22 protein-coding genes are annotated in these 23,894 nt (G+C 75.0%); 16 read left to right on the forward strand and 6 right to left on the reverse strand.

The genetic code is table 11. From position 1 onward, the window contains the following. Positions 1-13 precede the first annotated feature (13 nt). Positions 14-553, reverse strand: a complete 540-nt coding sequence (locus ABEA04_RS02045) for a YaeQ family protein (protein WP_345454013.1) — start codon at positions 551-553, stop codon at positions 14-16. A 353-nt stretch (positions 554-906) separates the two neighbouring features. On the opposite strand from ABEA04_RS02045, the gene ABEA04_RS02050 reads away from it, so the two are divergent. The 13 genes from ABEA04_RS02050 to ABEA04_RS02110 all read left to right on the forward strand — a co-directional run bounded on the left by ABEA04_RS02050 (position 907) and on the right by ABEA04_RS02110 (position 14,642). Further along, the gene (locus tag ABEA04_RS02050) at positions 907-1,686 is read left to right on the forward strand and encodes a DUF4397 domain-containing protein (RefSeq protein WP_345454015.1); all 780 of its coding nucleotides are present in this window, start codon (positions 907-909) and stop codon (positions 1,684-1,686) included. Positions 1,687-1,760: 74 nt separating this feature from the next. Continuing rightward, on the forward strand, positions 1,761-2,405 hold the full coding sequence (locus ABEA04_RS02055) for a class F sortase (protein ID WP_345454017.1): 645 nt from the start codon (positions 1,761-1,763) through the stop codon (positions 2,403-2,405). Next, on the forward strand, positions 2,402-3,103 hold the full coding sequence (locus tag ABEA04_RS02060; RefSeq protein WP_345454019.1) for a hypothetical protein: 702 nt from the start codon (positions 2,402-2,404) through the stop codon (positions 3,101-3,103). Before ABEA04_RS02055 ends, ABEA04_RS02060 begins: the two co-directional genes overlap by 4 nt. 196 nt (positions 3,104-3,299) lie before the next feature. Continuing rightward, positions 3,300-4,682 (forward strand): lipopolysaccharide biosynthesis protein, encoded by a 1,383-nt coding sequence (locus ABEA04_RS02065; protein ID WP_345454021.1) that lies wholly within the window; start codon positions 3,300-3,302, stop codon positions 4,680-4,682. Further along, positions 4,679-5,851: a glycosyltransferase family 4 protein gene (locus ABEA04_RS02070; protein WP_345454023.1), complete on the forward strand. Its 1,173-nt coding sequence runs from the start codon at positions 4,679-4,681 to the stop codon at positions 5,849-5,851. Before ABEA04_RS02065 ends, ABEA04_RS02070 begins: the two co-directional genes overlap by 4 nt. Then, complete coding sequence (locus ABEA04_RS02075; protein ID WP_345454025.1) at positions 5,848-7,026, forward strand: glycosyltransferase family 4 protein; 1,179 nt, start codon at positions 5,848-5,850, stop codon at positions 7,024-7,026. The genes ABEA04_RS02070 and ABEA04_RS02075 overlap by 4 nt, the downstream gene beginning before the upstream one ends. Beyond that, positions 7,023-7,928, forward strand: a complete 906-nt coding sequence (locus ABEA04_RS02080) for a sulfotransferase (protein WP_345454027.1) — start codon at positions 7,023-7,025, stop codon at positions 7,926-7,928. The genes ABEA04_RS02075 and ABEA04_RS02080 overlap by 4 nt, the downstream gene beginning before the upstream one ends. Next, positions 7,925-8,806, forward strand: coding sequence for an SdiA-regulated/phytase-like domain-containing protein (locus ABEA04_RS02085; protein WP_345454029.1), 882 nt, complete (start codon positions 7,925-7,927; stop codon positions 8,804-8,806). Before ABEA04_RS02080 ends, ABEA04_RS02085 begins: the two co-directional genes overlap by 4 nt. Beyond that, a complete protein-coding gene (locus ABEA04_RS02090) occupies positions 8,803-9,363 on the forward strand; it encodes an arsenate reductase/protein-tyrosine-phosphatase family protein (protein WP_345454032.1) in 561 nt (186 codons plus the stop codon). Before ABEA04_RS02085 ends, ABEA04_RS02090 begins: the two co-directional genes overlap by 4 nt. Further along, positions 9,360-10,997 (forward strand): tyrosine-protein kinase domain-containing protein, encoded by a 1,638-nt coding sequence (locus ABEA04_RS02095; RefSeq protein WP_345454034.1) that lies wholly within the window; start codon positions 9,360-9,362, stop codon positions 10,995-10,997. Before ABEA04_RS02090 ends, ABEA04_RS02095 begins: the two co-directional genes overlap by 4 nt. Positions 10,998-11,016: 19 nt before the next feature. After that, the gene (locus ABEA04_RS02100) at positions 11,017-12,426 is read left to right on the forward strand and encodes a hypothetical protein (protein WP_345454037.1); all 1,410 of its coding nucleotides are present in this window, start codon (positions 11,017-11,019) and stop codon (positions 12,424-12,426) included. A 24-nt stretch (positions 12,427-12,450) separates the two neighbouring features. After that, positions 12,451-13,665 (forward strand): hypothetical protein, encoded by a 1,215-nt coding sequence (locus ABEA04_RS02105; RefSeq protein ID WP_345454040.1) that lies wholly within the window; start codon positions 12,451-12,453, stop codon positions 13,663-13,665. Between the two features lie 20 nt (positions 13,666-13,685). Then, positions 13,686-14,642 (forward strand): sulfotransferase domain-containing protein, encoded by a 957-nt coding sequence (locus tag ABEA04_RS02110; RefSeq protein ID WP_345454043.1) that lies wholly within the window; start codon positions 13,686-13,688, stop codon positions 14,640-14,642. Between the two features lie 39 nt (positions 14,643-14,681). Here the strand turns inward: ABEA04_RS02110 and ABEA04_RS02115 are convergent, their stop codons facing one another. From ABEA04_RS02115 to ABEA04_RS02135, 5 genes are all read right to left on the reverse strand, one after another. Beyond that, positions 14,682-15,914: a hypothetical protein gene (locus ABEA04_RS02115; RefSeq protein ID WP_345454046.1), complete on the reverse strand. Its 1,233-nt coding sequence runs from the start codon at positions 15,912-15,914 to the stop codon at positions 14,682-14,684. 4 nt (positions 15,915-15,918) lie between these two features. Continuing rightward, complete coding sequence (locus tag ABEA04_RS02120) at positions 15,919-17,853, reverse strand: hypothetical protein (protein ID WP_345454049.1); 1,935 nt, start codon at positions 17,851-17,853, stop codon at positions 15,919-15,921. A 64-nt stretch (positions 17,854-17,917) separates the two neighbouring features. After that, a complete protein-coding gene (locus ABEA04_RS02125) occupies positions 17,918-19,309 on the reverse strand; it encodes an exopolysaccharide biosynthesis polyprenyl glycosylphosphotransferase (protein ID WP_345454052.1) in 1,392 nt (463 codons plus the stop codon). A gap of 101 nt (positions 19,310-19,410) precedes the next feature. Beyond that, positions 19,411-20,097, reverse strand: a complete 687-nt coding sequence (locus tag ABEA04_RS02130) for a response regulator (protein ID WP_345454055.1) — start codon at positions 20,095-20,097, stop codon at positions 19,411-19,413. Then, entirely contained in the window at positions 20,094-21,437 is a 1,344-nt protein-coding gene (locus ABEA04_RS02135; protein WP_345454058.1) for a sensor histidine kinase, read from the reverse strand. The genes ABEA04_RS02130 and ABEA04_RS02135 overlap by 4 nt, the downstream gene beginning before the upstream one ends. A 357-nt stretch (positions 21,438-21,794) precedes the next feature. Here ABEA04_RS02135 and ABEA04_RS02140 point away from each other — a divergent pair, with 357 nt between their 5' ends. The 3 genes from ABEA04_RS02140 to ABEA04_RS02150 form a co-directional block, all read left to right on the forward strand. Then, on the forward strand, positions 21,795-22,517 hold the full coding sequence (locus ABEA04_RS02140; protein ID WP_345454061.1) for a helix-turn-helix transcriptional regulator: 723 nt from the start codon (positions 21,795-21,797) through the stop codon (positions 22,515-22,517). A 30-nt stretch (positions 22,518-22,547) separates the two neighbouring features. Then, entirely contained in the window at positions 22,548-22,991 is a 444-nt protein-coding gene (locus tag ABEA04_RS02145; protein WP_345454064.1) for a hypothetical protein, read from the forward strand. 107 nt (positions 22,992-23,098) lie between these two features. Continuing rightward, a partial coding sequence (locus ABEA04_RS02150; protein WP_345454067.1) for a CHAP domain-containing protein occupies positions 23,099-23,894 on the forward strand: 796 nt, incomplete at its 3' end.

Genomic DNA, 23,894 nt, shown 5'->3' on the forward strand with positions numbered 1-23,894 from the left:
GACGTCGCTCCCGCTAGCTGATCGGGTGGTCGTGCACCGCCGACGAGAGGTGCACGCCGTTCAGCTCCAGGTAGAGCTGCCGCTCCGTCACGGTGAGCGTGATCGTGTTGCGGCGCTCCATCGCGTCCACCGCTGCATCGACGAACCCGGGATCGAAGCTGTGCAGCACGATCTCGGCGGCGCGGTGGATCCTCGCTCCTGCCCACTGCGCGAGCACCTTGGCCGGGTCGCGGTGGGTGTAGACCGTCGAGCGCTCGGCAGCCTTGCTGCCCGTGTGCAGCCGCGCGGCATCCGGTGCGCCGACCTCGATCCAGGCGAGCAGCGTCCCGCTCAGGTCACGCACCAGCACCGCCGGGGCGTCGGTCGCCGAGATGCCCTCGCTGAACGTGATGCCCTCCTCGTACTCGAGGCAGTAGGCGAGCACACGCGTCACGAGGTACCCCTCGGTCTCTGACGGGTGCCGCGCCGCGCGCAGCGTGAACTCCTCGTAGACGCCGCGATCCGCGTCGGCCAGCTCGACCTCGAACGTGTGCATCGTCGCGCCGGCCGCCATGGGGCCCAACCTAGTCCGGGACCGGGGACCTCCCGAGCGTCACCACCGTCGCCTGATCGCGGCGGTCAGAGCGGTCCGGCGTCATCGCTCGGAGTTGTCCGCAAGCCCGTGGTTGAGCGGGATTCTGGCCGCGAACGTGTCAGTGGTGCCTGCTTGAGCAGTCCTACGGCAGAGGGCGCGAACACCACGGGGCCAGGCATCCGATCCCGGCGGCGGTGGTGCGGGCACCTGGACCGCGGTGGGGGCCTTCGCCTCCCCAATCGAGGGGATATGCGCGCCCGGGAGCGGACGAGCCCCGGTTCGCCGTGGACCATCTCGACGATGCGCCGGTGCAGCACGTGTGGGGGTTCGCGATGAGGACACGTCGACTGCTGGGACTGGTCGCGGTCATCCTCGCGATCGCCGCCGCGCCGGCCGTGGGCACGGGCGGCCCGGCCGCGGTCAGGACAGCCACTGACGAGGTCGGACCCGCGGACGACGTCGCGACTGTCGCGGTCGTGCAGGCGGTGCCGGGGGTCGAGATGGCGGTCTCCGTCGACGGCGAGCCGGTGGGCACCGGGGTGTCCGAGGGCGAGGTCGTGCCCATGGTGCGGCTGTCGCCGGGCGACCACGACGTGCAGTTCAGCTTCGCCGACGGCCGCGTCGCCGCCTCGGTCGACGTCGCGGCCGGCACCCGCAACGACGTCGTCGTCCACCTGCCGGCCTCCGTCGACGGCGACCCCGTCGTGAGCGTCTACCCGGTGTCGACCGAGCCGATCGGCCCGGGCAAGGCCCGCGTCGTGCTCGCCCACACCGCCACCACCGCACCGGCCGACGTCAGCGTCGACGGCAAGCTGGTCTTCACCAACATCGCGAACGGGGAGTACGCCGAGGCCGACGTGCCGGCCGGACGCCACCGCGTCGCGCTGCTGCCGAGCGGGATCGACGGGCCACCGATCCTCGGTCCGCTCGACGTCGTCCTCACCGCGCGCACCACCACCTCGATCTACGCCGTCGGCAACCCGCGGCTCCGGTCGATGGACGTCATCCTGCGCCGCACCCCGTTGCGCGACGACGGCAGCGAGCCGCCCCGACGCGTGGACACCGGGTCGGCGGGCCTGGTCGCCGACTGGCGACTGCCCGGCCTCGGGTGATGGGACGGCGCCGCGCGCGCGACCCTGCGACCCCACGACGGCGACGCGGGTGCGGAGCCTGGGCGCCGGCCGTCGTGCTCGTGCTGTCCGCCTGCGGCGGCACGGGCAGCGGTCCGCGGGGAGGCCAGCCAGCCGACCCGCCCACCGACCCGACGCCGTCCGCCGCCCCCGCCACCCCCGACTCCGGGCCGACCACGGCCCCACGGCTGCGGGACGCCCAGACGGCACAGCGGGTCGGCGCACCAGAACCCGAGCCGCCCGTGCTCGTCGTCCTGCCCGACGGCCGACCCGTGCCGGTGAGACCCGCCACCACCTCGCCGCGCGGCCGGCTCGAGGTGCCGACCGACATCCGCGAGGCAGGCTGGTGGCCCGGTGGTGCCCGTCTCGGCGACCCTTTCGGCAGCACGCTCCTCGCCGCGCACGTCGACTCCGTCGAGCAGGGCCTCGGACCGTTCGCCTCCCTGCTGCGGGCCCGCACCGGCGACCGGCTCGTGCTGCGCTCGAGGCACCTGACGCAGACCTACGTGCTCGCCTCCGTCCGCACGGTGCCCAAGGCCTCCTTCGGCACCCGGCCGTGGCTGCGGTCGCCGGAGGGACGCCGCCGCCTGACCCTCGTCACGTGCGCCCCGCCGTACGACGCCGCGAACGGCGGCTACCAGAACCTCGCGGTGCTGACGGCGTCACCCGTCGGCGGCGTCGGCCCCCGGCGGACGCCGTGACGATCGTGTCGCGCGACGCGCGACGGTCGGTGCTGGCCGGCCTGGTGGCGGCCGCCGTCCTCGTCGTCGTCCTGGTCGCCTTCGTCAGCCTGCTCGTGGTCGCCGTCGTGCGTACGGTCAAGCCACCGGACGCCGCAGGCCCGGGCGGGGCACGGATGGTGGCGACGCCCGACCGCCAGTCGATCCGCGCGGTCATCGGTACCGGCGGCCAGGTCGAGGTCACCTACCAGGTGCGCAGCACCCGGCTGGTCTCGTCGCTGCGCGTCTCGGCCGACGTGACCGCGGTGCGGCCCGACCTGGAGGCCCTGGACGTCGTCGTCACCACGGGCGGCGTCTCCGTCGCCCGCCTGCCCGCCGTGGGCCCGGACGGGGTCGAGGTCCCGCTCAGCTGGCCGGTGCGGGAGTTCGAGGTCTCCTACCGCCTGAGTGCGCCGGCCGACGACGGCACCGGGTCGGTCGACGGACGCGGGCTCGCGTTCGTGCCGACGCTCCGCCTCGCCTACAGCGGCGCGACGGGGCCCGTGCGCCGTGAGGTCGTCGCCCGGGGGCAGGACGTGCTCAACGTCGCGTGCCTCGCACCGGACGACGCCGTCGCGCAGCCGTGCGGGTCCGCCACCGAGGCGGGCTGGACGGCCGACCTCGCCACACCGGACGCCGACGACGGCCTCGTGATCCAGGTGCAGCAGCGCGATCCGTGACCGGCCGACGGTGACGCGTCGACCGTCGTCGACGGCCCGGAGGACCACCCCCACGGAGGGCTCCTCAGTTTGGGGTATTGGGCCCCGGGGTTCGCGTGCGCCGAGCGGGCCAAGCCGCACGCTGCGCAGCATGACCACCGCCCGCCGCCGCGACGCACGTCCCGCGCGCGGCCCGTCGTCGCCACGTCAGGACCCCATGCCTGACGTGGCACGGCGGCGGGCGGTGGTCGCCCAGCACTCCCACCGCGCCCCGAGCAGCTCGCTGAGCGACTCGGCCCGCTGGTTCGCGGGCTCCTACGCCGTCGCGATCCTCGGCTACCTCGGCGTCATCGCGGCCGCCGGCCGGCTGCTCGGCCCGGCCGACCTCGGCGCGTTCCTCGTCGTCGTCACCGCGACCGGGCTGGTCGGCCAGGCGGGGCTGGTCGGGGTGCACCGGTCGGGCCTGCGCGAGGTCGCCCGGCTCGGACCGGACGACCGCGACGAGCTGGCGCGGCTGCGCGACGGCGCCACCGCCGTCAACGTGATCGTGCTGCCGGCGGCGTCGCTGCTGACCGCCGTCGTCTGCTGGCTGCTGCGCGGTGCCCGGGCGACCTGGCCCGAGCTGCTGCTGGCCGCGCTCGCCGGGTCCCTGGTGCACCTGAGCGCCCAGCAGAAGCTGTGCGGGGCGTGCCTGCGCGGGTTCGGTCACACGCGGCTCGCCGCCCTGATCGAGGGCCGGTCGGGCGGCGCGCTGGTCGCCGCGCTGCAGGCCGTGCTCGTGCTGGCGGTCTGGGTCGCCGCGCCCGGGTGGGGGCTCACCGGCGCGCTCGCCGCCGTCGCGCTCGGGTACCTCCTCCCGCTGCCGCTCGCCTACGCGGTGCTGCGCCGGCGGTGGGGCCGCATGCGCGTGAGCCGGACCCTCGTCGCCGACCTGCGCGGCGTCGTCCGGCGCGACTGGCGCTTCGCCGTCTCGCAGGCGGGCGGCTTCGCGAACGCCTCGATCGATCTCTGGCTGTGCGCCGCGCTGCTCGGCGTGACGGCGTCGTCGCACTTCGGCGCGGCCCAGCGCCTGGCCCAGCTCGTGCTCCTGCCGAGCGCCGCGCTCGGCACGGTCGTCTCTCCCGCGGTGGCGCGGCTGTCGGCGCGCCACGACCCGCAGCGTCTCGAGTCGCTGGTGCGGACCGTGACGACGCTGGCCCTGGTGGGCTCGGTGCTGCTCGCCCTGCCGCTGGTCGTGCTGCCCCACCAGGTGCTGCGGCTGGTCACCGGTCCGGGCTTCGCCACCGCGGCGGCCGTGCTCGTGCTGCTCACGCTCGGCTACGTCGCCAACGCCGTCTCGGGGCTGTCGGGCATCACGCTGTCGATGACCCACCACGAGGGCAGCGCCGCGGCGGTGCAGTGGGGCGGGGTCGTGCTGCGCGCCGCGGTCTGCACCGTCTCGGCCTGGGCCTGGGGCGTCGTGGGGCTGGCCGCCGCCTCGGCCGCCTCGACCCTGGTGGTCTACGCGGCGATGTGGGCGCAGGCCCGACGGCACCTCGGGGTGCTCACCCACGTCACGCTGCGGCCGCGGCCCGGCCTGCTCGCGCGGACGGCGGCGTGAGGCCCGTGCGCGTCCTGCAGGCCCACAGCCGCCACGCCACCCGGGGCGGGGCGGACGCCGTCCTCGACTCCGACGCCGAGCTGCTCCGGGCCGCCGGGCACGAGGTGGTGCAGCACCTCGCCGAGCCGGCGGGTCGCGTCGCGGCGACCCGGGAGGCGGTGGACGCCGTCTGGAACCGACGCGCCGTGGCCGCACTCGACCGGACGCTCTCCGAGCACCGCACCGACGTGCTGCACGTGCACACGCCGTTCCCGCTGCTCTCGCCCGCGGTCTTCCGGGTCGCGCGGCGTCACGGGGTGCCGACGGTGACGACGGTGCACGGCTTCCGCTACTCCTGCGTGGCCGGCACGCTGCAGCGCGACGGCACGCCCTGCGAGGCCTGCGTCGGACGCCGGGTGAAGGTCGCCGGCGTCCTCCACCGCTGCTACCACGGCAGCGCGCCGGCCAGCCTGGCCCTGACGACCTCGCTCGCCGTGCACCGCGGCACCCTGCGCCACTGCGTCGACCGCTACCTGCCGCTCACCGAGTTCGCCAAGCACGTCCTCGTGCGCGACGGCGTGCCGGCCGAGCGGGTCACCGTGCGACCCAACTGCGTCGCCGACCCCGGCCCCGTGCTGCCCGCCTCGGCCCGCAGCACCGCCGCGCTGTTCGTCGGGCGGCTGGTGGAGGAGAAGGGCGTGCGCACGCTGCTCACCGCCTGGCGCACCGTGCGCGACGTGCCGCTGCACGTGCTGGGCGACGGTCCGCTGCGGCCGCTCGTCGAGGCCGAGGCCGCCGTGAACCCCCTGATCGTCGTCCGCGGCTGGTGCGACGAGGCCACCGTGCGGGCCGAGCAGGCCCGCGCGGCGATGACCGTCGTCCCGTCGGAGTGGTACGAGGCGGGGCCGCCGCTGGTGCTGCTGCAGGCGCTGGCGGCCGGCACCCCGGTGGTGTGCTCCGACCTCGAGAACATCTGCGCGACCGCGGCCGCGGCCGGCGCCGCGAGCACGTTCCGCACCGGCGACCCCGTCGCCCTCGCCGACGCCGTGCGCCGCCTGCACGAGGACCCCGACCTGAGGGCCGGCCGCTCGCGGGCCGCCCGAGAGCTCTACCTGCGCGACCACACCGCTCGGGCCAGCCTGCGCTCGCTGGAGCAGGTCTACCGCGAGCTGACGAAGGAGGGAACATGAGGATCCTGCACGTCTGCGAGGTCACCCACGGTGGGGTGCTGACGCTCGTCGAGACCATCGCCGCCCACCAGGTCGCCCGCGGCGACGAGGTGCACGTGCTCGCACCGCTGCCCGCGCTGGCGGCCCTCGCCAAGCGCGACAGCCGCATCGTGTGCCACCCGTGGGCGCCGCAGCGGCGGCCCAGCCAGTGGCGCGTCGCCAGCGCCACGCTGCGGGTGGCCGCGCGGGAGATCGCTCCCGACGTGGCGCACCTCCACTCGTTCTTCCCCGGCATCTTCGGCCGCGTGGCCCACCTGCCGCCGGGCGTGCGGGTCGTGTACCAGCCCCACAGCTGGGCCTTCACCGCAGCGGCGGCCGCGGGTCGCGGGGGCGAGCGGGCGGTCGCGGCGTGGGAGCGCCGGGCGTGGCACCGCACCGACGCCGTGGTGGTCAACTGCCACGACGAGCTGGCCGAGGGCGGCGCTCACGGGCTGCCCGTCGGCGACGGGCGGGGGCACGTCGTCGGCCTGCCCGTCGACACCGAGCGCTACCACCCGAGCTGGCGACCGCCGGTGCCGCGCCGGCCGGTGCTGCTCTGCGTCGGCCGCCTGTGCCGGCAGAAGGGCCAGGAGGAGCTGGCCGCGGCCTGGGAGGAGGCGCCGATCCCGGACGCCACCCTCGTGCTGCTGGGCGCCGGCGACCCCCGTGCGGTGCGTGCTGCGGCCCGCCACACGTGGGGCGGGTCGCTGCGCTGGTTCGACGCCACGGACGACGTCCGCCCGTGGCTGCACGCCTCGGACGTGCTCGTGATGGCCTCGCGCTACGAGGGCCAGTCGGTCGCCATGGCCGAGGCGCTCGCCTGCGGGCTGCCCGTCGTCACGACCGAGGTCAACGGCGTCCGCGAGGCGGTCGCGCCGCTGGGTCGGCCCACCGCGGGGGCCGTCGTCGGGCACGGTGACCTGACGGCGCTGCTCGACGCCTGCCGGGAGCGGCTCGTCGACCCCAGCATCCTCGCCCGGGAGCGGGAGGCGGCCCGCGCCCGCGCGGTCGAGCTGTTCGACGTCGAGGGGGTGCTCGGCCGTCTCGACCGCGCCTACGCGCGAGACGTGCGGGTCGCCCCGCCGTCCGCTCTCCGCGTCACGGTCCCCGCCGCCGGCGACCCGGCCGGGCGCGTGCGCGCCGGGGTCGCGCGGTGACCGCGCCTACCTTCGTCATCGCGGGGGCGGCCCGGGCCGGCACGACCGCCATGGCCGAGTCGCTGCGGGCCCACCCCGACGTCTTCGTGAGCCGTCCGAAGGAGCCGCACTACCTCGCGCTCGGCGACCGCGCGGTGGCCTTCACCGGTCCCGGTGACGCCGAGACCGTCAACCGCACCACGGTGCGCGACATGCAGACCTACCTCGCGCTGTTCGACCGGGCCGGCCGCGCCCGGGCCGTCGGGGAGGCCTCGGTCTCGGTGCTCTACCACCCCGAGCGGTCCGCCACCCGGCTCCAGCGGCTCAACCCCGAGGCCCGCGTGGTGGTGCTGCTGCGCGACCCGGTGGACCGGGCCTACTCGAGCCACCAGTACCTGCGCAACCGGGGCTTCGAGCCGGTGCGCGCCTTCCTCGACGCCGTCGCGCTCGAGGACGAGCGGGTGCGGGCCGGCTGGCACCACCTGTGGCACTACCTGCGGATGAGCCGGTACGCCGAGAGCGTGGCCGCCCTGCGCCGGACCCTCGGGCCCGACCAGGTCGGCGTCTGGTGGTACGACGACCTGGTCGCCGACCAGGAGGGGACGACGGCCGCCGTCCAGCGCTTCATCGGCGTGAGGCAGCTGCCGGTGGCCGGCGCCGGGACGCGCGTCAACGCGTCGGGACGAGAGCGCTCGGTGACGGTCGCCGCCGCCCTGCACCGGGCCTCGCGCAGCAGCACGCTGCGCACGGTCGTCAAGCGCACCGTCCCGTTCGGGGCCCGCGAGCGGGTGCGCAACCTCAACCTGCGCCCGGCCGGGGCGCCGGCCGAGGTGCGGCTCGCGCTGGGACGCCGCTTCCACGACGACCTCGACCGGCTCGAGGCCGAGCTCGGCCGACCGGTGCCGCCGGGCTGGCGGTCGTGAGGCCCGTGGCCCGCGCCGCGCTCACCGTCCTCGGCGGGATCGCCGCCGCGGGGTGCGCCGCGACGCCGCCCGACCTGCCCCGTGCGGCCGCGGAGCCGGTCGCCACCGACGCCGCCGAGCCGGCCGTGGTGCTGCGCGACCCGGCGATCACCGAGTCGAGCGGCCTCGCGCTCGGGGTCGTGCACCCCGACGTCGTCTACACGGTCAACGACCGCGGCGGTGGCCCGGTGGTCTACGCGGTCGGCCCCGACGGCGAGACGGTCGCGACCCTGCAGGTCGGCGGCGCCCGCAACGTCGACTGGGAGGACGTCGCCGTCACGGCCGACGGCCACGTGCTCGTCGCCGACATCGGCGACAACGACGCCGAGCGGGCCGACGTCACCCTCTACACCTTCCCCGAGCCGGAGGTGCTGGACGACCAGACGGTGCGGACCGTGGCCAGCCGCTTCCGCTACGACACCGGCCCCGCCAACGCCGAGGCCGTGCTGGTCGACCCGCGCACCGACCGGCTGTGCGTGGTCACCAAGGCCGAGGACGGCGAGATCCACTGCGCCGACGAGCCCCTCACCACGAGCGGCGGCTCCGGCCGCGCCCCGCAGGTGCTGCGCCTGGTGGCTGCGGCACCGGGCGCCGTGACGAGCGGGGGCTACAGCCCCGACGGGTCGCTCTACGCCCTGCGCACGACGAGACGGGTGCTCTTCTTCTCCGCCTGGGACGCACGCCCGGTCGTCGTCGACCTGCCGGCGCAGCCGCAGGGGGAGTCGTTGGCGTGGACCGCCGACGGCCTGTCGGTGCTGGTCGGCAGCGAGGGGGCCACCTCGTCGGTGCTCCACGTCGCCGTGCCCGACCAGCTGCTCGAGCCGGAGGCCGACCGATGAGCACCGCTCGCGGCCGCATCCTCCTGGTCTGCGACGGCAACCGGGCCCGGAGCCCGCTGGCCGCAGCCCTGTTCGAGATGGCGCTCGAGGCGCGCGGCATCCGCAGCATCGCCGTCCGGACGGCGGGCCTGCGCGTCCGCGAGGCCGGCGCGCCGCCGGTCGAGGCCGCCGTCCACCTCGCCCGGCTGCGCGGGGTCGACCTCAGCGGCCACCGCGCGAAGTCCGTCAACGGCCGCACCCTGGCCGGCACCGCGATCGTGCTCACGATGACCGAGTCCCAGCGGCGCGCCCTCGCGCACCTGGCGCCGGACGCCGTGCCCCGCACCTTCACGCTCCTCGAGGTCGGCCGGCTGCTGGCCGACGCCCCCGACGAGCCGACGACCATGGCCGGCCTGGCCGTGACCGCGCACCGGCGCCGGCCGCGGGTGCAGCCCGCCGCCGAGGCCGAGGACGTCGTCGACCCCGTCGGCGCGCACGACCGGGCGTGGCGGCAGGTCTACGCGCGGATCAACGACGTGGTGCGTCCGCTGGTGGACCGCCTGGAGGTCAGGTCATGAGACTGGTGTCGGCGGAGGAGCAGATGGGCACCGGCGCGGCCGAGGAGGCGACCGACCGGGCGCGGCTCCGGTCGCACCTGCAGGCGCTGCGACGCCGGTGGCTGCTGGTGGTCGTCGTCCTGGTGCTCACCACGGGGGGCTCGCTGGCCTACTCGCTGACGCGCACGCCCGACTACCGCAGCAGCACCGAGGTGCTCATCGAGCCGACGACGGCCGACGCGACCCGCTCCACCACCGGCGGCATCACCGACGAGGAGGTCGCCACGCAGGTGCAGGTGGTCACCTCGCAGCGGGTGGCGGACGCCGTCATCGCCGACCTCGGCCTGCCGGAGGGGGTCGACCTCGCCCGCAGCATGACCGTCGAGCCGGTCGGCCCGTCCCGGATCCTGCGCATCACGGCCTCGGCGAGCGACCCCGACGACGCCGCCGCGATCGCGAACGCCGTGGCGGCCGCCTACCTCACCGACCGCACCGCCGGCTCCCAGCAGCTGTACCAGGAGACCAGGACCCTGCTCACGACCCGGCAGTCGACGATCAGCTCGCGGCTGCAGGCCGTGGAGAAGGTGCTCGACAGCGCCAAGGGCGCACCGCCCGAGGCGGTCGCCGAGCGCCAGAAGCTGCTCGGCGAGCTGGGCCAGGTCAGCGCGCAGCTCAACGACCTCGACCTCGCGGCGCAGGGCGGCGACAGCACGGGCGGCCGCGTCATCACCGAGGCCGAGCCGCCCGCGACACCGGCCACGCCGCGGGTGTGGCTGAACCTCGGCCTGGCCGCGGTCATCGGACTGATCCTCGGCATCGGGGCGGCCCTGCTGCGGCACCGGTTCGACGACATCGTCTACGAGCCGCAGGCCGTGCGGCAGGCGCTGCGCGGCAGCCCGTTGCTCGCGACGATCCCGCGCTGGGACGACGACCGCTTCGACGCCCGGCTCGTCTCGGTCGTCGCGGGGCACTCCGCCGCGGGCGAGGCCTTCGGCGGGCTGGGGGTCAACGTCCGCTTCCTGCTCTCGACCCGGGAGCGCGGGGAGGGCGCCCCGGTCGTGATGGTCGCCTCGGCGCGGCCGCTGGAGGGCAAGAGCACGGTCGCGGCCAACCTCGCGGTCGCCGTGGCCCGGGTCGGGCAGCGCGTGACCCTGGTGGACGCCGACCTCCGGCGCGGGAGCCTCGCCGGCCGGTTCGGCCTCGACCCCGGCCTGCCGGGCCTCTCCGACCTGCTCGCCGACCCGGGGGCCGAGCCGACGCCGTTCGACGTCGGGATCGACCACCTCGGCGTCATCCCGTGCGGCACGGTGCCGCCCAACCCGACCGAGCTGCTGGCCTCGCACCGGATGCACGCCATGCTGGCGTCGCTGCGGGAGTCGGCCGACCTGGTGGTGGTCGACGTCCCGCCGATGATCGTGGCCGACGGCCTCGAGCTCAACGACTCCGTCGACCTCACCCTGCTCGTCTTCCGCCACGGCACGTCGCACCGGCGCGACGCGGCGAGCCTGGTCGACCGGATGTTCCAGCTCTCGAGCGGGTCGGTCGCCGGCGTCTTCGTCGACCACCCGGTCGCCGACAGCCAGGTGCAGACCTACGAGGCCCGCGTCGAGGGACGCGGGTCGCGAGCCGCGCTCGACGTGCAGCGCACCGCGTGAGTCGACGAGGCGGACCGGGATGACGCTCAGCGCCGCGGGCGTGGTGGTCACCTGCCTGCTGGCGGTGCTGATCATCGTCGTGGGCGGGTCGATGGTGCGCTCGGCGACCGACGTCGTGCTCGTCTACCTGCTGGTGTTCTGCCAGTTCTACGGGCTGCGCCCGGTGCTGTTCGTGCTCGGTCTCGACCGACCGGCACCCGAGCAGCAGTTCTTCGCCAGCGACACGACCGGGGTGCTCGCGACCACGACCCTCGGCGTGGTGGTGTTCCTCGGCGCCACCCTGGCCGGCACGGCCCTGTGGTGGTCGTCGGGGCTGCCGGGGTGGGGGCCGTGCTTCGGCCGGCACGACGTGTCGCTCGACCGGCTGCTGAAGGTCAGCCTCTGGCTCACCGCCGGCGCCGTCGTGGTCTCGGCGGTCCTCCTGGCCCGGCACGGGGGAGTCGGCGGGTTGATCGCCGCCGCCAAGTTCGACAAGGCGCTCGCCGGGCTCTTCGTGCTGCGGATGCTCCCCTCGATCGGCGCGGTGGTCTCGGTGGCGACGTTCCTCGAGGCCGCGGGCCGTCCCGGACGGCGCACCGTGGCCGCCCTGGGCCTGGCGTGCGCCGTGGTCGACGCGTTCGCGGTCTTCCTCTGGGGCTCGCGCAGCGTGCTGGTCGTCATCGCCGCCACGGTCATCCTGGGCCTGCGCCGGCGGCGGTCCGAAAGCAGTGCTCCGACGCCGGCCGCGGGCTCGCGGTCGTCCCGCCCGCGCGGCGCCGTCGTGGTGCGGCTCGCGCTCGCCGTCGTGCTCGTGGTGGCCACCGCGGGCACGCTGCGCATCGTGCGCGACGACCTCACGCAGGGCGAGGTGCTCGACGTGTACGCCGAGGCCGGGCCGGCGCGACAGATGTCGCTCGCCACCAACGCCACCTACTTCGACGCCGCCATGCTCGCCTTCCGCGACTGGCCCGCGCACAACGAGCCGCGGGCGGGCGAGGACTTCGTCACCGGTTTCGTGGCCCTCGTGCCGCGGCTGGTGTGGGCCGACAAGCCCGACGCGATCGCCCCCGGCCGCTGGTTCCGGCAGCACTACCAGCCGGAGAAGGTCAACGGCTGGCCGATGGGCGCCGCCGGGCTCTGGTACCTGAACTTCGGCTGGGTCGGGCTCCTGCTCGGCGGCCTGCTCTCGGGGCTGCTGCTCGGCGCGGTCGCGAAGGAGCAGCGCCGGCGTCCCGACCACGGCTACAACCGCGCCGTCGCGGTGATGGTCGGCGTGTTCGTGCTCGGCCTGGGCTGGGACTCCGACTCGGTGGTGCGCATCGTGATCTGGGTCGTGCCCCTCTGGCTGGTCGCGCGCTACGTCTCGCCGCGGCCCGCCGCGCGAGCGCCGTCCGACCCGCAGATCCCCTATTTGCGGCACGAGACCCAGCACCCGGCCCACCCACAATGAGCGACGAGCGATCAGGAGGCCGACATGGGTGACGGCACGACAGGGCAGGTGCTCCCGGCCCACAGCGGTGGCGCCCGGCGTCCCGAGGCGCCCCGTCACCGGGGCGAGCGACCGCGACGCCGCCGGCCGGTCGGTGCGCTGCTGACCGCCGTCCTGCTCGGCGCGCTGGTCACCGCCGTCGTGCCCGCGCCGGCGGCGCAGGCCTACGGGACGACGGCCGATCAGCGCTGGTACCCCACCGACGGCACCGTCTACGCGATGGTCGTCTCGGGCGACGTCGTCTACCTGGGCGGCACCTTCACCTCGTGGGTCGACCCCGCCACCGGTGCCCGGGCGGCGCGATCGCGCCTGGCCGCGGTCGATGCCGACACCGGTGCCCTGCTGCCCTGGAATCCCGGCGCCGACGCCGTGGTCCGCGCCCTGGCCGTGGGCGCCGACGGCACCGTCTACGCCGGCGGCGACTTCACGCGGGCCGGCGGCGGTCGGGCCGAGCGCATCGCCGCGCTGACGCCGGGCGGCGCGCCGCTGGCGGGCTTCGCGGCGTCCGCGGACGACGTGGTGCGCGACCTCGTGGCCGGTGACGGCGAGCTGGTCGTCGCGGGCAACTTCACCCGGGTCGGTGGCGTGCGACGGGTGGGCGTGGCCGAGGTCGACGGCCGCACCGGCTCGACCGACCCGACGTTCGACGCGGGCGTCGGCCAGGGGCGCGTGCGCGCGCTGGCGCGGGACGGCGACCGGCTCTATCTCGGCGGCTCGTTCCGCACCCTCCGCAGCCAGCCCCGCTCGTTCATCGCCGCGGTCTCGGCCACCGACGGCGCCCCGACGGATTGGCTGCCCAACCCCGCCTGCGACGACTGCCCGCTGCTCGACCTCACGCTGTCGGGCGACAACGTGGTGGCCGCGGTCGGCGGACCCGGCGGGCGGGTCGTGAACTGGTCGGCCGTCACCGCCCGCACCCGCTGGACCCGCAACGCCGACGGCGACGTGCAGACCGTCGCCGTGCACGGCGGCCAGGTCTACGCCGGCGGCCACTTCGGGCCGCGCTTCTACCTCACGACCCGCCACCAGCTCGCCGTGCTCGACCTCGTCACCGCGGCCGTGCAGTCCTACGCGATCCCCTTCGTCGGCAACGACCACCCCGGTCTGTGGGCGGTGCAGGTCGACGCCGACGCCGTCCGCCTCGGTGGCGGGTTCGCCCTCGCCGGCTCGCCCGTGCGCCGGTTCGCCACGTTCCGCTGAATGCCCCGAGGAGCACGCAGATGAGACTCGCCGTCAGCCTGAAGCAGGCGCTGCCCGACTGGGCCAAGGAGGCCTCGCGCCCCGCGATCCGCGCCGTGGGCCGCTCCACCAGCCGGCTGCGGCCCCTGCCCGACTACCTGATCATCGGCACCAAGCGCGGCGGCACCACCTCGCTGTACAAGTACCTGCTGCAGCACCCCAACGTGGTGCCGATGTGGCCGGGCGTCGAGAACGCGAAGAAGACCCACTACCTCGACCTGAACGTCGACCGGGGGGAGGGCTGGTACCGCGCCCACTTCCCGACCGTCGTCCAGCGGCGCCGGGTCGAGCGACGCACGGGTGCGCCCGCCGTCACCGGCGAGGCGGCCCCGTACTACGTCTTCCACCCGCTGGTGCTCGACCGCGTGCTCGAGACGCTGCCGGCGGTCAAGGTGGTCGTGCTGCTGCGCAACCCGGTCGACCGCATCTGGTCGCACCACCGCGAGCGGGTCAACGCGGGCACCGAGTCGCTGCCCTTCCGCGAGGCGCTGGACGCCGAGGCCGGCCGGCTCGCCGGCGAGGCCGAGCGCATCCGCAGCGAGCCCGGCTACCGCAGCGAGCGGCACGACTACTGCAGCTACCTCGCCCGGGGTCGCTACCTCGAGCACCTCGGCCCCTGGCTCGACGCGCTGCACCCCGACCGGCTGCACGTGGTGCGCAGCGAGGACCTGTACCAGGCGCCCGGGCCGTGCCTGGCCGCCGTGCACGCCTTCCTCGGCCTGCCCGAGCTGCCGCCGACCACCAAGCACCGGTTCAACCACCTCCCGTCGTCGTCGATGCCGGCGGCGGAGCGGGAGCGCCTCGCGGACTACTATGAGCCGCACGTCGCGGCCCTCGAGGCGCGGCTGGGCCGCAGCTTCGGGTGGGACCTGCGCGGCGGCGGCCTGCTCGAGTCCGCGACGACCCGACCCGCCGCCGTCCGACCCGCCGGACGCTGACCTGCCAGCCGACGGTGTGGCCGGCCGTCGGGTGCGTGGTCAGGCCGCGCACCCGGCGGCCGCGGCCAGCAGCCCGGGCTGCAGCTTGGGGTTCCACCCGCTGCCGTGCCCGGCCAGCCAGACGGCCCGGGTGAGGATCTCGAGCACGTAGAGCCGCACCAGCAGGTCGTGGTGCTCCCGCGGCACCCCGAGCGCGAGGAGGTCGTGGCGAGCGGCCCACGCGGCGTCCACGGCCACCGCCACGGTGGCGTCGGGGTGGGCGAGCCGGGTCTGGAAGTGCCAGTGCAGCAGGTCGAAGCCGAGCGGCGCGGCGTCCGCGCTGTACTCCCAGTCCCAGACCATGCGGCGGTTGCCGAGGCGGCCGAGGTTCCACGGCACCCAGTCGCCGTGCCAGCGTCCGAACGTCAGCACCGCCCGGCCGTCGGGTCCGCCGAGCACCCGGCCGAGCGTGGCGCGCAGGGCCGCCGTCTCGACGGGCACGCCGGCCTCGGCGGGCTCGAGCCGGTCGAGCACCGACCGGGTCCACGGCGACGCGTCGAGCCGCACGTCGCGCACGTCGCCGCGGGCCGCGACGTCGAGCAGCGGGCCGCACGAGGCGCGCGGAGCGCCGTCCCACGCGGTCAGGCGGGCCGGCAGCGGTCGCGCGACGTGGAAGCTGCGGCGGCCGCGCCACCGGCCCGCGGCCGCCACCGTGGGCACCTCGACGACGCCGGCCGTGCCGCCGAGCGCGAGCAGGGTGCGCGTCTCGTTGTCGACGAGCGCCCTCGTCGCGGGCGACCAGCCGACCTTGAGGTAGCCGCACGCGGTGCCCTCGCGGGTGAACAGCCGTGCGGTCGGCTTGGCGTTGGGCGTCGCGCGGCGCACCGGGACGACGGCGACCAGCCCCGGTGCATCGAGCTCGAGGGCGAGCCGGTCGAGCAGCAGCCACCGCGGACGGTCGTGAGCCGGCACCCGCCGGTCGAGGCCGACCCGCAGCCGGTCGCGGAACAGGCCCGGCCCGGTGCCGCTCGCCCAGGCGAGGGCGAGCGCCCGGGCCGCGGCCCGCGAGCGCGGCCCGGTGGCGCTGAGGTGGTCGCCGAGCGCCGCCGTCACCGCCTGCCGGCCGCCGACCGGCAGCAGGTAGCGCGGCCGGCGCAGCGACGGCACCACGGCGTACTCCTCGACGAGGCGGTGCGTCGCCGGCAGCCGGCCGGTCGTGACGACCACGGGGGAGTCGCGCTCGTCGCCGGGCCCCCAGAGCCTGGCGACGAGCGCGCCGAGTCCTTCGTGCACGGGCTCAGGGAGCCCGGAGGAACATCACCCGCGACGACCAGTCGCCGCCGTCCACGGCCGGCCCGCTCACCACGGCCCGCGAGCCCGCGACCGGGGCGCCGGACTGCCACGAGACCCGCGCGAGCGTGGTGCCCTGGCGCACGTAGAGCCGGTCGCCCACCAGGAACGCGCCGGTCACGGTGTTCCAGGTGACGCCGCTGCCGGGGTCGCCGACCTCGTACCGGATGCCGCCGACCACGCGGCTCTCGGAGGTGAAGTAGCGGTAGTAGAGCCGGGTCGACCCGGCGAGGGTGAAGTACATCCGGCCCAGCACCCGGTCGTAGAACATGCTCGTCACCGACGGCAGCTCACCCGCGAAGCCGGTGTTGCGGTAGAGGTTGACCGCGCCCACGTTGCCGAACCGCGTGCCGTCGAAGGTGCGGCTCTTGAACGTGCCGTCGGCCAGCCCGTAGAAGAGCCGTCCGTCGAGCATGAACCCGCCCCGCACGGTGCTCCAGTCGGTGCCGCCGCCGCCCTGGGGCGCCGTCGACGTCACGCTCGCGCCGTCGAAGCCGGTGCGCTGGCCCGACGTGGCGTCACCCGGCCGACCCATCAGGTAGACGTCGCCCGGCAGCGTGCCGCTGCGGTCGGCGGGCATCGTGGTGCCGCCGGCGAGCGGGAAGAAGGCCAGCTTGCCGTGGGTCTCGCCGGCGACCGTGTCGGTGTCGTGACCGACCCACAGGCCGTCCGGCGTCGAGCGGAAGCCCCACACGCCCCAGCCGCGGTCGCGGCCCGGGTTCCAGGTGAGCGGCAGGCCGTTGCGCGGGTCGAGGGCCGCGAGCCCCTTCCGCGAGAGCGCGCCGGGGCCGAGCCGGTCGGCGGCGTACGGGTTGTTCATCCACCGGAAGTGGCCGCCGACGTAGATCGCCTCGTCGGTCACCTCGACGGCGGTGAAGGTGTCGCCGCCGCTGTACTCGACCCACGTGGGCACCTGGTTCGGCGCGGCGGACGCGAACTCGAAGCGGGCGGCGGCGTCGCACAGGCTGCCGGCGCCCGGCCCGCCGGAGTAGGCGCCGGTCGTGACGACGACGAAGTACTGCCCGTCGGGTGAGGAGTCGACGTCGTACATGTAGGTCTCGAAGGTGTTCGAGCACTTGTTGGAGTAGCCACGCGTCGACCAGGGCGAGAGCGTCGCGCTCGTCGGGCCGAGGTCGAGCATGAAGATCTGGTTGCGCTCCTGGCCGTTGACGCTGCGGAAGTTGCCGATGGCGACCAGCCTGGTGCCGGCGGGGTTCAGGGTCATCTCCTCCACGCGCATGACGCCGCCGTTCCACGTGCCGGCGACGGTGACGCCGACGGTGCCGGTGTCGGCGCCCGTGGTGGGGTCGAGGGCCACCAGGGCCGTGCGGGCGACGCCGCCGACCTGGGTGAAGTAGCCGCCAGCGTAGAGCCGGCCGTTGCGCAGCTCGAGCGTGGTGATCCGGTTGTTGATGCTCGGCGGCCGGAAGGTGGGGTCGACCTGACCGGTGTGCACGTCCATCTTGAACACGCGCGGTCGGGCCAGCCCGTCGACCCGTGAGAACGAGCCGCCGATGAACACGCTGCGGCCGTCGCCGGCGGGGACGACGTCCCAGGCCTGGCTGCCCGTGATCACCGGGTCGACCTGGTCGAGCACCTGGCCGGAGGAGTCGAACGCGAAGACCAGGTGCCGGGCGATCGTCGTCGACGACCCCTGCTCGCGGACCTGGTCGAAGTCGCCGACGGCGACGGTGATGCCGTCGACCGTCGCGGTCGAGCGCACCTTCTCGTCCACGACGTGCGGCGTCCAGTCGGCGGGGTCGGCCGAGACGACCGCGCCGTGGTTCGTGCCGGCCGTGCCGGGACCGGCGGCGACCATGGATCCCGAGACGACCAGGACGGTCATGACGGTCAGACCGAGAGCCTTTCGAGTCGTTCTCATGCTGCAACCTGCTTCCTCGTGCGACCCGGCCCCGTGGCGTGGTCGTCGTCGTGGGGCGGACGGTTCATCCGCCGCTGCCTCGGAACACCGCGAGGACGGTCCGGGCGAGCACCTTGGTGTCGAGCCACAGCGACCAGTTCTCGATGTACCAGTTGTCGAAGTGGGCGCGGTCGACGATCGAGGTGTCGCCCCGCAGCCCCTCCACCGCCGCGAGCCCCGTGAGCCCGACCGGCACGCGGTGGCGGTGGCGGTACCACGGCACCTCCGCGCCGAACTTGTCGACGTACGCCGGCCGCTCGGGCCGTGGGCCGACCAGGCTCATCTCGCCGCGCACCACGTTCACCAGCTGCGGCAGCTCGTCGAGCGAGTAGCGACGCATCAGCCGTCCGACGGTGCTGATCCGGTCGCCGGCGGTCCAGGCGCCGTCCTCGCCGGGCTGCGCCGGCCGCATCGAGCGGAACTTGAGCACGTCGAACGGCCGGCCCCGCAGGCCGATGCGCTCCTGGCGGAAGATCACCGGGGCGCCGAGGTCGAGCCGCACCGCCAGCGCGAGCAGGGCGAGGAGCGGGAGCAGCACCAGCAGGGCCGCGCCGGCCACCACGAGGTCGAAGGCCCGCTTGGCCCGCACCGAGAACCGTCGTCCGGGCGCCCGGCTGACCCGCAGCAGCGGCACGCCCCAGATCTGGTCGTCGGCCCGGTCGTTGCGGTGCAGCTCGGGCAGCCGGGGCACCAGGTAGATGCGCAGGTCGGGGCGGGCGCACCGCCGGAGGGCGTCGACGAGGTCGTCCGGCGCGCCCAGCGCGTCGCCCACCAGGATCGCGCGCACGTCGCACCCCGCGACCACCGAGCACAGCGTGGACGTCGAGCCGTGCCACGGCAGACCGGGCACGCACGCCGACTCCTCGACGTAGCCGACCAGCCGGATGCCGGTGGTCGGGTGGGCCTGCACGCGGCTGACGAGGCTGCGGGCGACGGGGCCGCCGCCGACCAGCAGGGTCGGGCACGCGACGGCTCCGCTGCGCCGCCGGCGCCGCACCGTCGTGACGTGCAGCGCCCGGCCCAGCGGCAGCGCGACCGAGGTGAGCGCGATCGCGAGCAGCAGGGGCCCGATCCCGACGTCGGTCCACGCGAGCCCCAGCGTCACGGCCGCAGCGCCCCCGACGACCACGCCGGCGATCAGCACCGGGAGGTCGTCGAGCACCGAGAGGTGGAACCGCTCGGCGTAGTGCCCCCGGGTCGAGAGCACCGTGGTGGCGCCGACGACGAAGGCCGTCGCGGTGAGCACGTCGAGCAGGAGCACGAGCGGCACGAGCACGACGACGTCGACGGCGACGGTGCTCAGCGCCTCGGTGCGGGTGCCCGCGCGGCGGGCGGGACGCGGCCGGCGCCAGGTGGTCGGCTCGAGCCGGGGCGCCGGCTCCGAGGGAGCGACGAGGTCGACCGCCACGCCTGCCATCGACCATCCCCTTCCGCCGCACCCCATGTGCTGGTCGGGTCACGCTAGGTCGGGGCGTCAGGGCCCGGCATGCCGCAAATGAGGCAAAGCCCGCGGGCGGTTCATCGAGATGGGGGTCGCCAACCGACCTGGTGGGCGATGCCGACCGCCGTCAGCTGCGAGGACACCTCGAGCTTCGACAGCACCGACTTCACCTGGGTGCGCACCGTCGCCTCGGAGACGAAGCCCAGCCGGGCGATCTCGCGCACGGGCTGCCCCGACATCAGGAGGCCGAGCACCTCCTGCTCGCGCGCGCTGAGCAGCTCGAGCCGCTCCAGCACCCGTCCGCTCTCCTGGCGGCGCTGGTGCCAGAGCAGCAGCAGCTCTTCGCGCGTCTCCGCCGTCAGCACCGGGAGGCCGTGACCGATGCGACGCACGACCGAGAGGATCTCGTTGAGGGGCTGGGTCTTGGTCAGCACCTGGCGGGCGCCGTGACGGATGCACTCGCCCCACCGGGCCCGGTCGGGCGTGGAGGTCACGATCACGACGTTGGCCCCGGTGCTGGCGATCGGGTGCACCAGGCGGGCGCCGTCGCCCATGGGGCCGAGGTCGAGGTCGAGCAGCACGACGCGGGGACGCATCCGTCTCACCTGGGACAGCACGACGCTGGACGACGCCACGCCCGGTGGGTTGCGGCGCACGTCGTACCCCTCGAGGGAGAGCGCCAGCTCGAGGGACTCGGCGAACAGGGCGTGGTCGTCGACGATCAGCACGCGCATCTGGCTGCGCGCGGTGGCCGGGACCGTCACGACGCGGCCACGTCGAGCTCCAGGTCGACCACGAACGTGGCGCCGGCCGGCGAGGGCACGTGGCGTAGGTGGCCGCCGTTGGCGTCGCTCAGCCGGTGGGCGACGTGCAGGCCGATGCCGTGGCCCGGTGAGTCGGGTCCCCGGGCGCCCCAGTCGAAGAGCCCGGCGACGACGGCCGCGGGGACGCCGGGGCCGGAGTCGGTGACGGAGACCTCGACGGTGCGTCCGCACCGGCGTACCTCCACGGTGGCGACGCAGCCCGGCGCGTGCACGGCCGCGTTCTCGAGCAGGATGTGGAGCACCTCGGTCACCTCGTCGGGGCGCCCGCGCACGCAGAGCCCGCTCGGCGACCAGCGCACGCGCCGTCCGCAGGCCTCCTGGCCGGCGACGAGGCGGCCGATGAGCGTGTCGAGGTCGATGGCGACCGTCGCCTCGTGGCCGTCGTCGCGCGTGTGGGCGAGCAGCCGCACCAGCCGCGCCGTCTCCGCCGCGAGCATGTCCTCCATCCGGTGCCGGATCTCGGGCGTGACGGCGTCGCGCCGTTCGATCAGCTGCGTGGCGGAGGCGATGCCGGCCACCGTGCCGCTGATCTCGTGCAGCCGCTCCTGGTCGCCCCGGTGCGCCGAGACCGAGCTCTCCAGCCGGTCGTGCAGCCCGCGGAGCATGGTGGCCTCCTCGCGCAGCGCCGCGAGCAGCAGCACGAGGGCGGTGTCGCACAGCAGCAGGCTGCCGAGCAGCCCGAGCGCCAGGGCCAGGATCATGACCTCGGCCCAGTGCGACGACAGCTCGACGACCGCCCGCGCCGTCGAGAGGGCGACCAGGGCGACGGCGGCGCGGCGGCCCAGCCACGGCGGGGTGAGCTGGCGCCGGACGACGATCGCGGTCGCGGCGCCGCAGACCAGCACCACCAGGGGTGCGAAGCGCGCCGCATCCGGCCACTGGAGGGCGACCAGCCCGACGGCCGGCAGCGCGACGACCAGCGCCGGGCCCCCCAGCCGTGGCCACGTGCCGCGTGCCGCGGTCAGGACGGTGATCAGCAGTCCCACCCCGACGGCCAGGTCGACGGCCGTGATCCGCGCGGAGGCCGAGTCGGCGCCGGCGGGCACCCGGGCGAGCGCCGTGCCGAAGCCGTGCACCACCACGGCGCCGAGCAGCAGCCCGAGCCAGCCCGCCGCGGACGACTGGGTCAGCCGCCACTGCATGCCGAGCAGGATCGCGGCCACGAGCGCGACGGGCAGGGCGACCAGCGTCGACAGCGTGAGGGTGTCGCTCAGCCGCTGCGTGTGCTCGTAGACCTCCCACGCCACCGCGTGCGAGGTCACGACGATGACCGACGCCACGGCTACGCGTAGCGCCCACTCGCTCCGTCGCGAATGCGTCATGTTCAACGGTTCCCCCCGGTTCCGTTCGTGGCGAGGCGTGACGCTGGACGCCTGTTCGCGCCTGGAGCACCCTGCCCGCGTCATCTCGCTGGACCCGGCCGTCGCGCCGGGTGCGGGGTCACGCGGGCCAGCGGTTCGGCCTCGCTCGGACCCTACGATCCATCAAATTGATGATGGGGGGAAGATCTCGCCGTTACCATATATTTGGGACGGTTTGACACCACCGTCCGCCTGGTGTCGCGAGTAGTCACCCAAGTTGGGGGAGTTCGGTCCCGTTCGGGCCGTCGACCGTCGACCACCGTCATCGTGCTGCGCGTGACCGGTGTGAAAGCGGGCCGGTCGGCGATCCTGGTGGTCGCCGAGCACTCGCTGGTCTCGGAGGCCGTGTGCAGCGCCCTGCTGGGGCGCGGCTTCGACGTGTCGCGCCGGATGCTCTCCGAGGTGGTGCCCGCGGACCCGGATCGGGGTCGCACCGGCGGCGCCGGCTCCGCCGTGCCGGGGACGGCGCTGCTGCTGGTCGACCTGGCGACACCGGCGGGCCTCGAGCGGGCCTGCGTCGCGGTGCGGTGCCTCGTCGGCCCCTGCTTCCTGCTCACCGACGTCGCGCCCGGCCCCGCCTGGGGTGCGCTGCTCGAGGCGGGCGCCGCCTCGGTGATGGCGAGCACCGTCGGGCTCGACGAGGTCGTCGCGGCGCTCCGGGGGGACGACAGTGCCGAGCACGCCCTCACCCCCCACCGGCGCCGCGTGCTGCAGGGCACCTGGGAGCAGCACGTCACGGCCACCGAGGAGCGCGAGAGCCGGATGGCCTCGCTGACCCCGCGCGAGCGCTCGGTGCTCGAGGTCATCTACCGCGGTGCCGCGGTCAGCGACGTCGCCGTCTTCTACCGGGTCTCCGAGGCGACCGTGCGCTCGCAGGTGCGCGCGGTCCTCACCAAGCTCGGCGTCGGCACGCAGCTGGAGGCCGTGGCCGAGTACGCCGCCTACCTCGACCAGAGCGGCGAGCGGTCCGAGCGGTCCGCCGGCGTGGGGAGGTTGTAGAAAGGCGGACGTCGTCGCTCAGCCACGGGCATGGGGGCCGGCGCTGTCGACCGCGTCCTGGTGGCCTACGGCGGCCGCTTCGGGAGGGGGCTGTACGTTGTCCGCGGGGTCCCCCACTACGCCTACAACTTCGTCGGACGCGACCTCACCGTCGTCCGCGGCGGCAATCCGATGCTCCCCGGCCGCCACGACGTCGTCGTCCGCTTCGATTACGACGGCGGCCCGCCCGGCAGCGGCGCCGACGTCACCCTCGAGGTGGACAGCGCCCAGGTCGGCACCGGCCGCATCCCCACCACCACCGCCTACTACTTCTCCTTCGACGAGACCTTCAACGTCGGCATCGACCGCGGCACCCCCGTCATCGACGACTACCCGCCCGTGCGCAACGCGTTCGAGGGCCTCATCCACCGGGCCCAGCTCGACCTCGACGAGGTCACGGACGCCGGGACGGAGGCGGAGGGGAGCGAGTGGTGATGATGCATCCGTAAGCAATTACTAATGTGCGCCGTTCGGTCGGGAGCAGGATCATTCGCGGCGACAAGGCCACCGCCGCGACCACCGGGAACTCCTGGGCCTGGCGCATGTACGGCGAGCAGGGCGCCGGCGGCATCGGCACCAAGACCGGCCCCCACAACTGCACCCTCTACGCCGCCTGGCGCCTCCAGCGCAACGGCATGCCCGACCCCCGCCGGTCCTGGGGTCGAGCCGGCCTGTGGGGCAACACCCTTCCCAAGGGACCCGCCGCGGTCGGCGCCATCGCCTGGTGGTCCGGCAACCCCGGCCACGTGGCTTACGTCGAGGAAGTCTCCGGCAACCGCGTCCGCGTCTCCGCCGACAACTACGTCCCCAGCGGCGGTTACACCGACTCCGGTTGGATCCCCATCACGGCCCCCACCGCCTACCTCCACCCCCACCCCATCCCCCAGCCAGGAACGACCAATCCTTCAACGCCGACGTCGCCCCCCGACGCCGACGGCGACGGCGTTCCCGACGCTAGCGATGTGATGCCGTTCGTATTCGGCACTGCGCAGAATCGAGGAGCTCCGGTGGACAGTGGCGGGGTCACCGGCGACTTCGACGGCGACGGCCTCGACGACGTCATGGCCCTCTACGACTACGGCAACGGCACCGCAGGCCTATGGGTCTTCCCGGGCACCACCGGCCGCACCCAAGGCGCCAGCGCGCCCTACATGGTCTGGCGCGAGACCAACGCCAATTGGTGGTCCCAGCCCGCCACCAAGATCACCGCCGGCGACTTCGACGGCGACGGCCTCGACGACGTCATGGCCCTCTACGACTACGGCAACGGCACCGCAGGCCTATGGGTCTTCCCGGGCACCACCGGCCGCACCCAAGGCGCCAGCGCGCCCTACATGG

This window comes from Nocardioides marinquilinus (assembly GCF_039543705.1).
Lineage (GTDB): Bacteria > Actinomycetota > Actinomycetes > Propionibacteriales > Nocardioidaceae > Nocardioides > Nocardioides marinquilinus.

Bases quoted from the DNA above. Each gene is read 5' to 3' on its own strand.
- ABEA04_RS02110 (WP_345454043.1), top strand. From the start codon at position 13,686: ATGAGACTCGCCGTCAGCCTGAAGCAGGCGCTGCCCGACTGGGCCAAG.
- ABEA04_RS02145 (WP_345454064.1), top strand. From the start codon at position 22,548: ATGGGGGCCGGCGCTGTCGACCGCGTCCTGGTGGCCTACGGCGGCCGC.
- ABEA04_RS02125 (WP_345454052.1), bottom strand. From the start codon at position 19,309: ATGGCAGGCGTGGCGGTCGACCTCGTCGCTCCCTCGGAGCCGGCGCCC.
- ABEA04_RS02120 (WP_345454049.1), bottom strand. From the start codon at position 17,853: ATGAGAACGACTCGAAAGGCTCTCGGTCTGACCGTCATGACCGTCCTG.
- ABEA04_RS02095 (WP_345454034.1), top strand. From the start codon at position 9,360: ATGAGACTGGTGTCGGCGGAGGAGCAGATGGGCACCGGCGCGGCCGAG.
- ABEA04_RS02045 (WP_345454013.1), bottom strand. From the start codon at position 553: ATGGCGGCCGGCGCGACGATGCACACGTTCGAGGTCGAGCTGGCCGAC.
- ABEA04_RS02090 (WP_345454032.1), top strand. From the start codon at position 8,803: ATGAGCACCGCTCGCGGCCGCATCCTCCTGGTCTGCGACGGCAACCGG.
- ABEA04_RS02050 (WP_345454015.1), top strand. From the start codon at position 907: ATGAGGACACGTCGACTGCTGGGACTGGTCGCGGTCATCCTCGCGATC.
- ABEA04_RS02075 (WP_345454025.1), top strand. From the start codon at position 5,848: ATGAGGATCCTGCACGTCTGCGAGGTCACCCACGGTGGGGTGCTGACG.
- ABEA04_RS02100 (WP_345454037.1), top strand. From the start codon at position 11,017: ATGACGCTCAGCGCCGCGGGCGTGGTGGTCACCTGCCTGCTGGCGGTG.
- ABEA04_RS02065 (WP_345454021.1), top strand. From the start codon at position 3,300: ATGCCTGACGTGGCACGGCGGCGGGCGGTGGTCGCCCAGCACTCCCAC.
- ABEA04_RS02105 (WP_345454040.1), top strand. From the start codon at position 12,451: ATGGGTGACGGCACGACAGGGCAGGTGCTCCCGGCCCACAGCGGTGGC.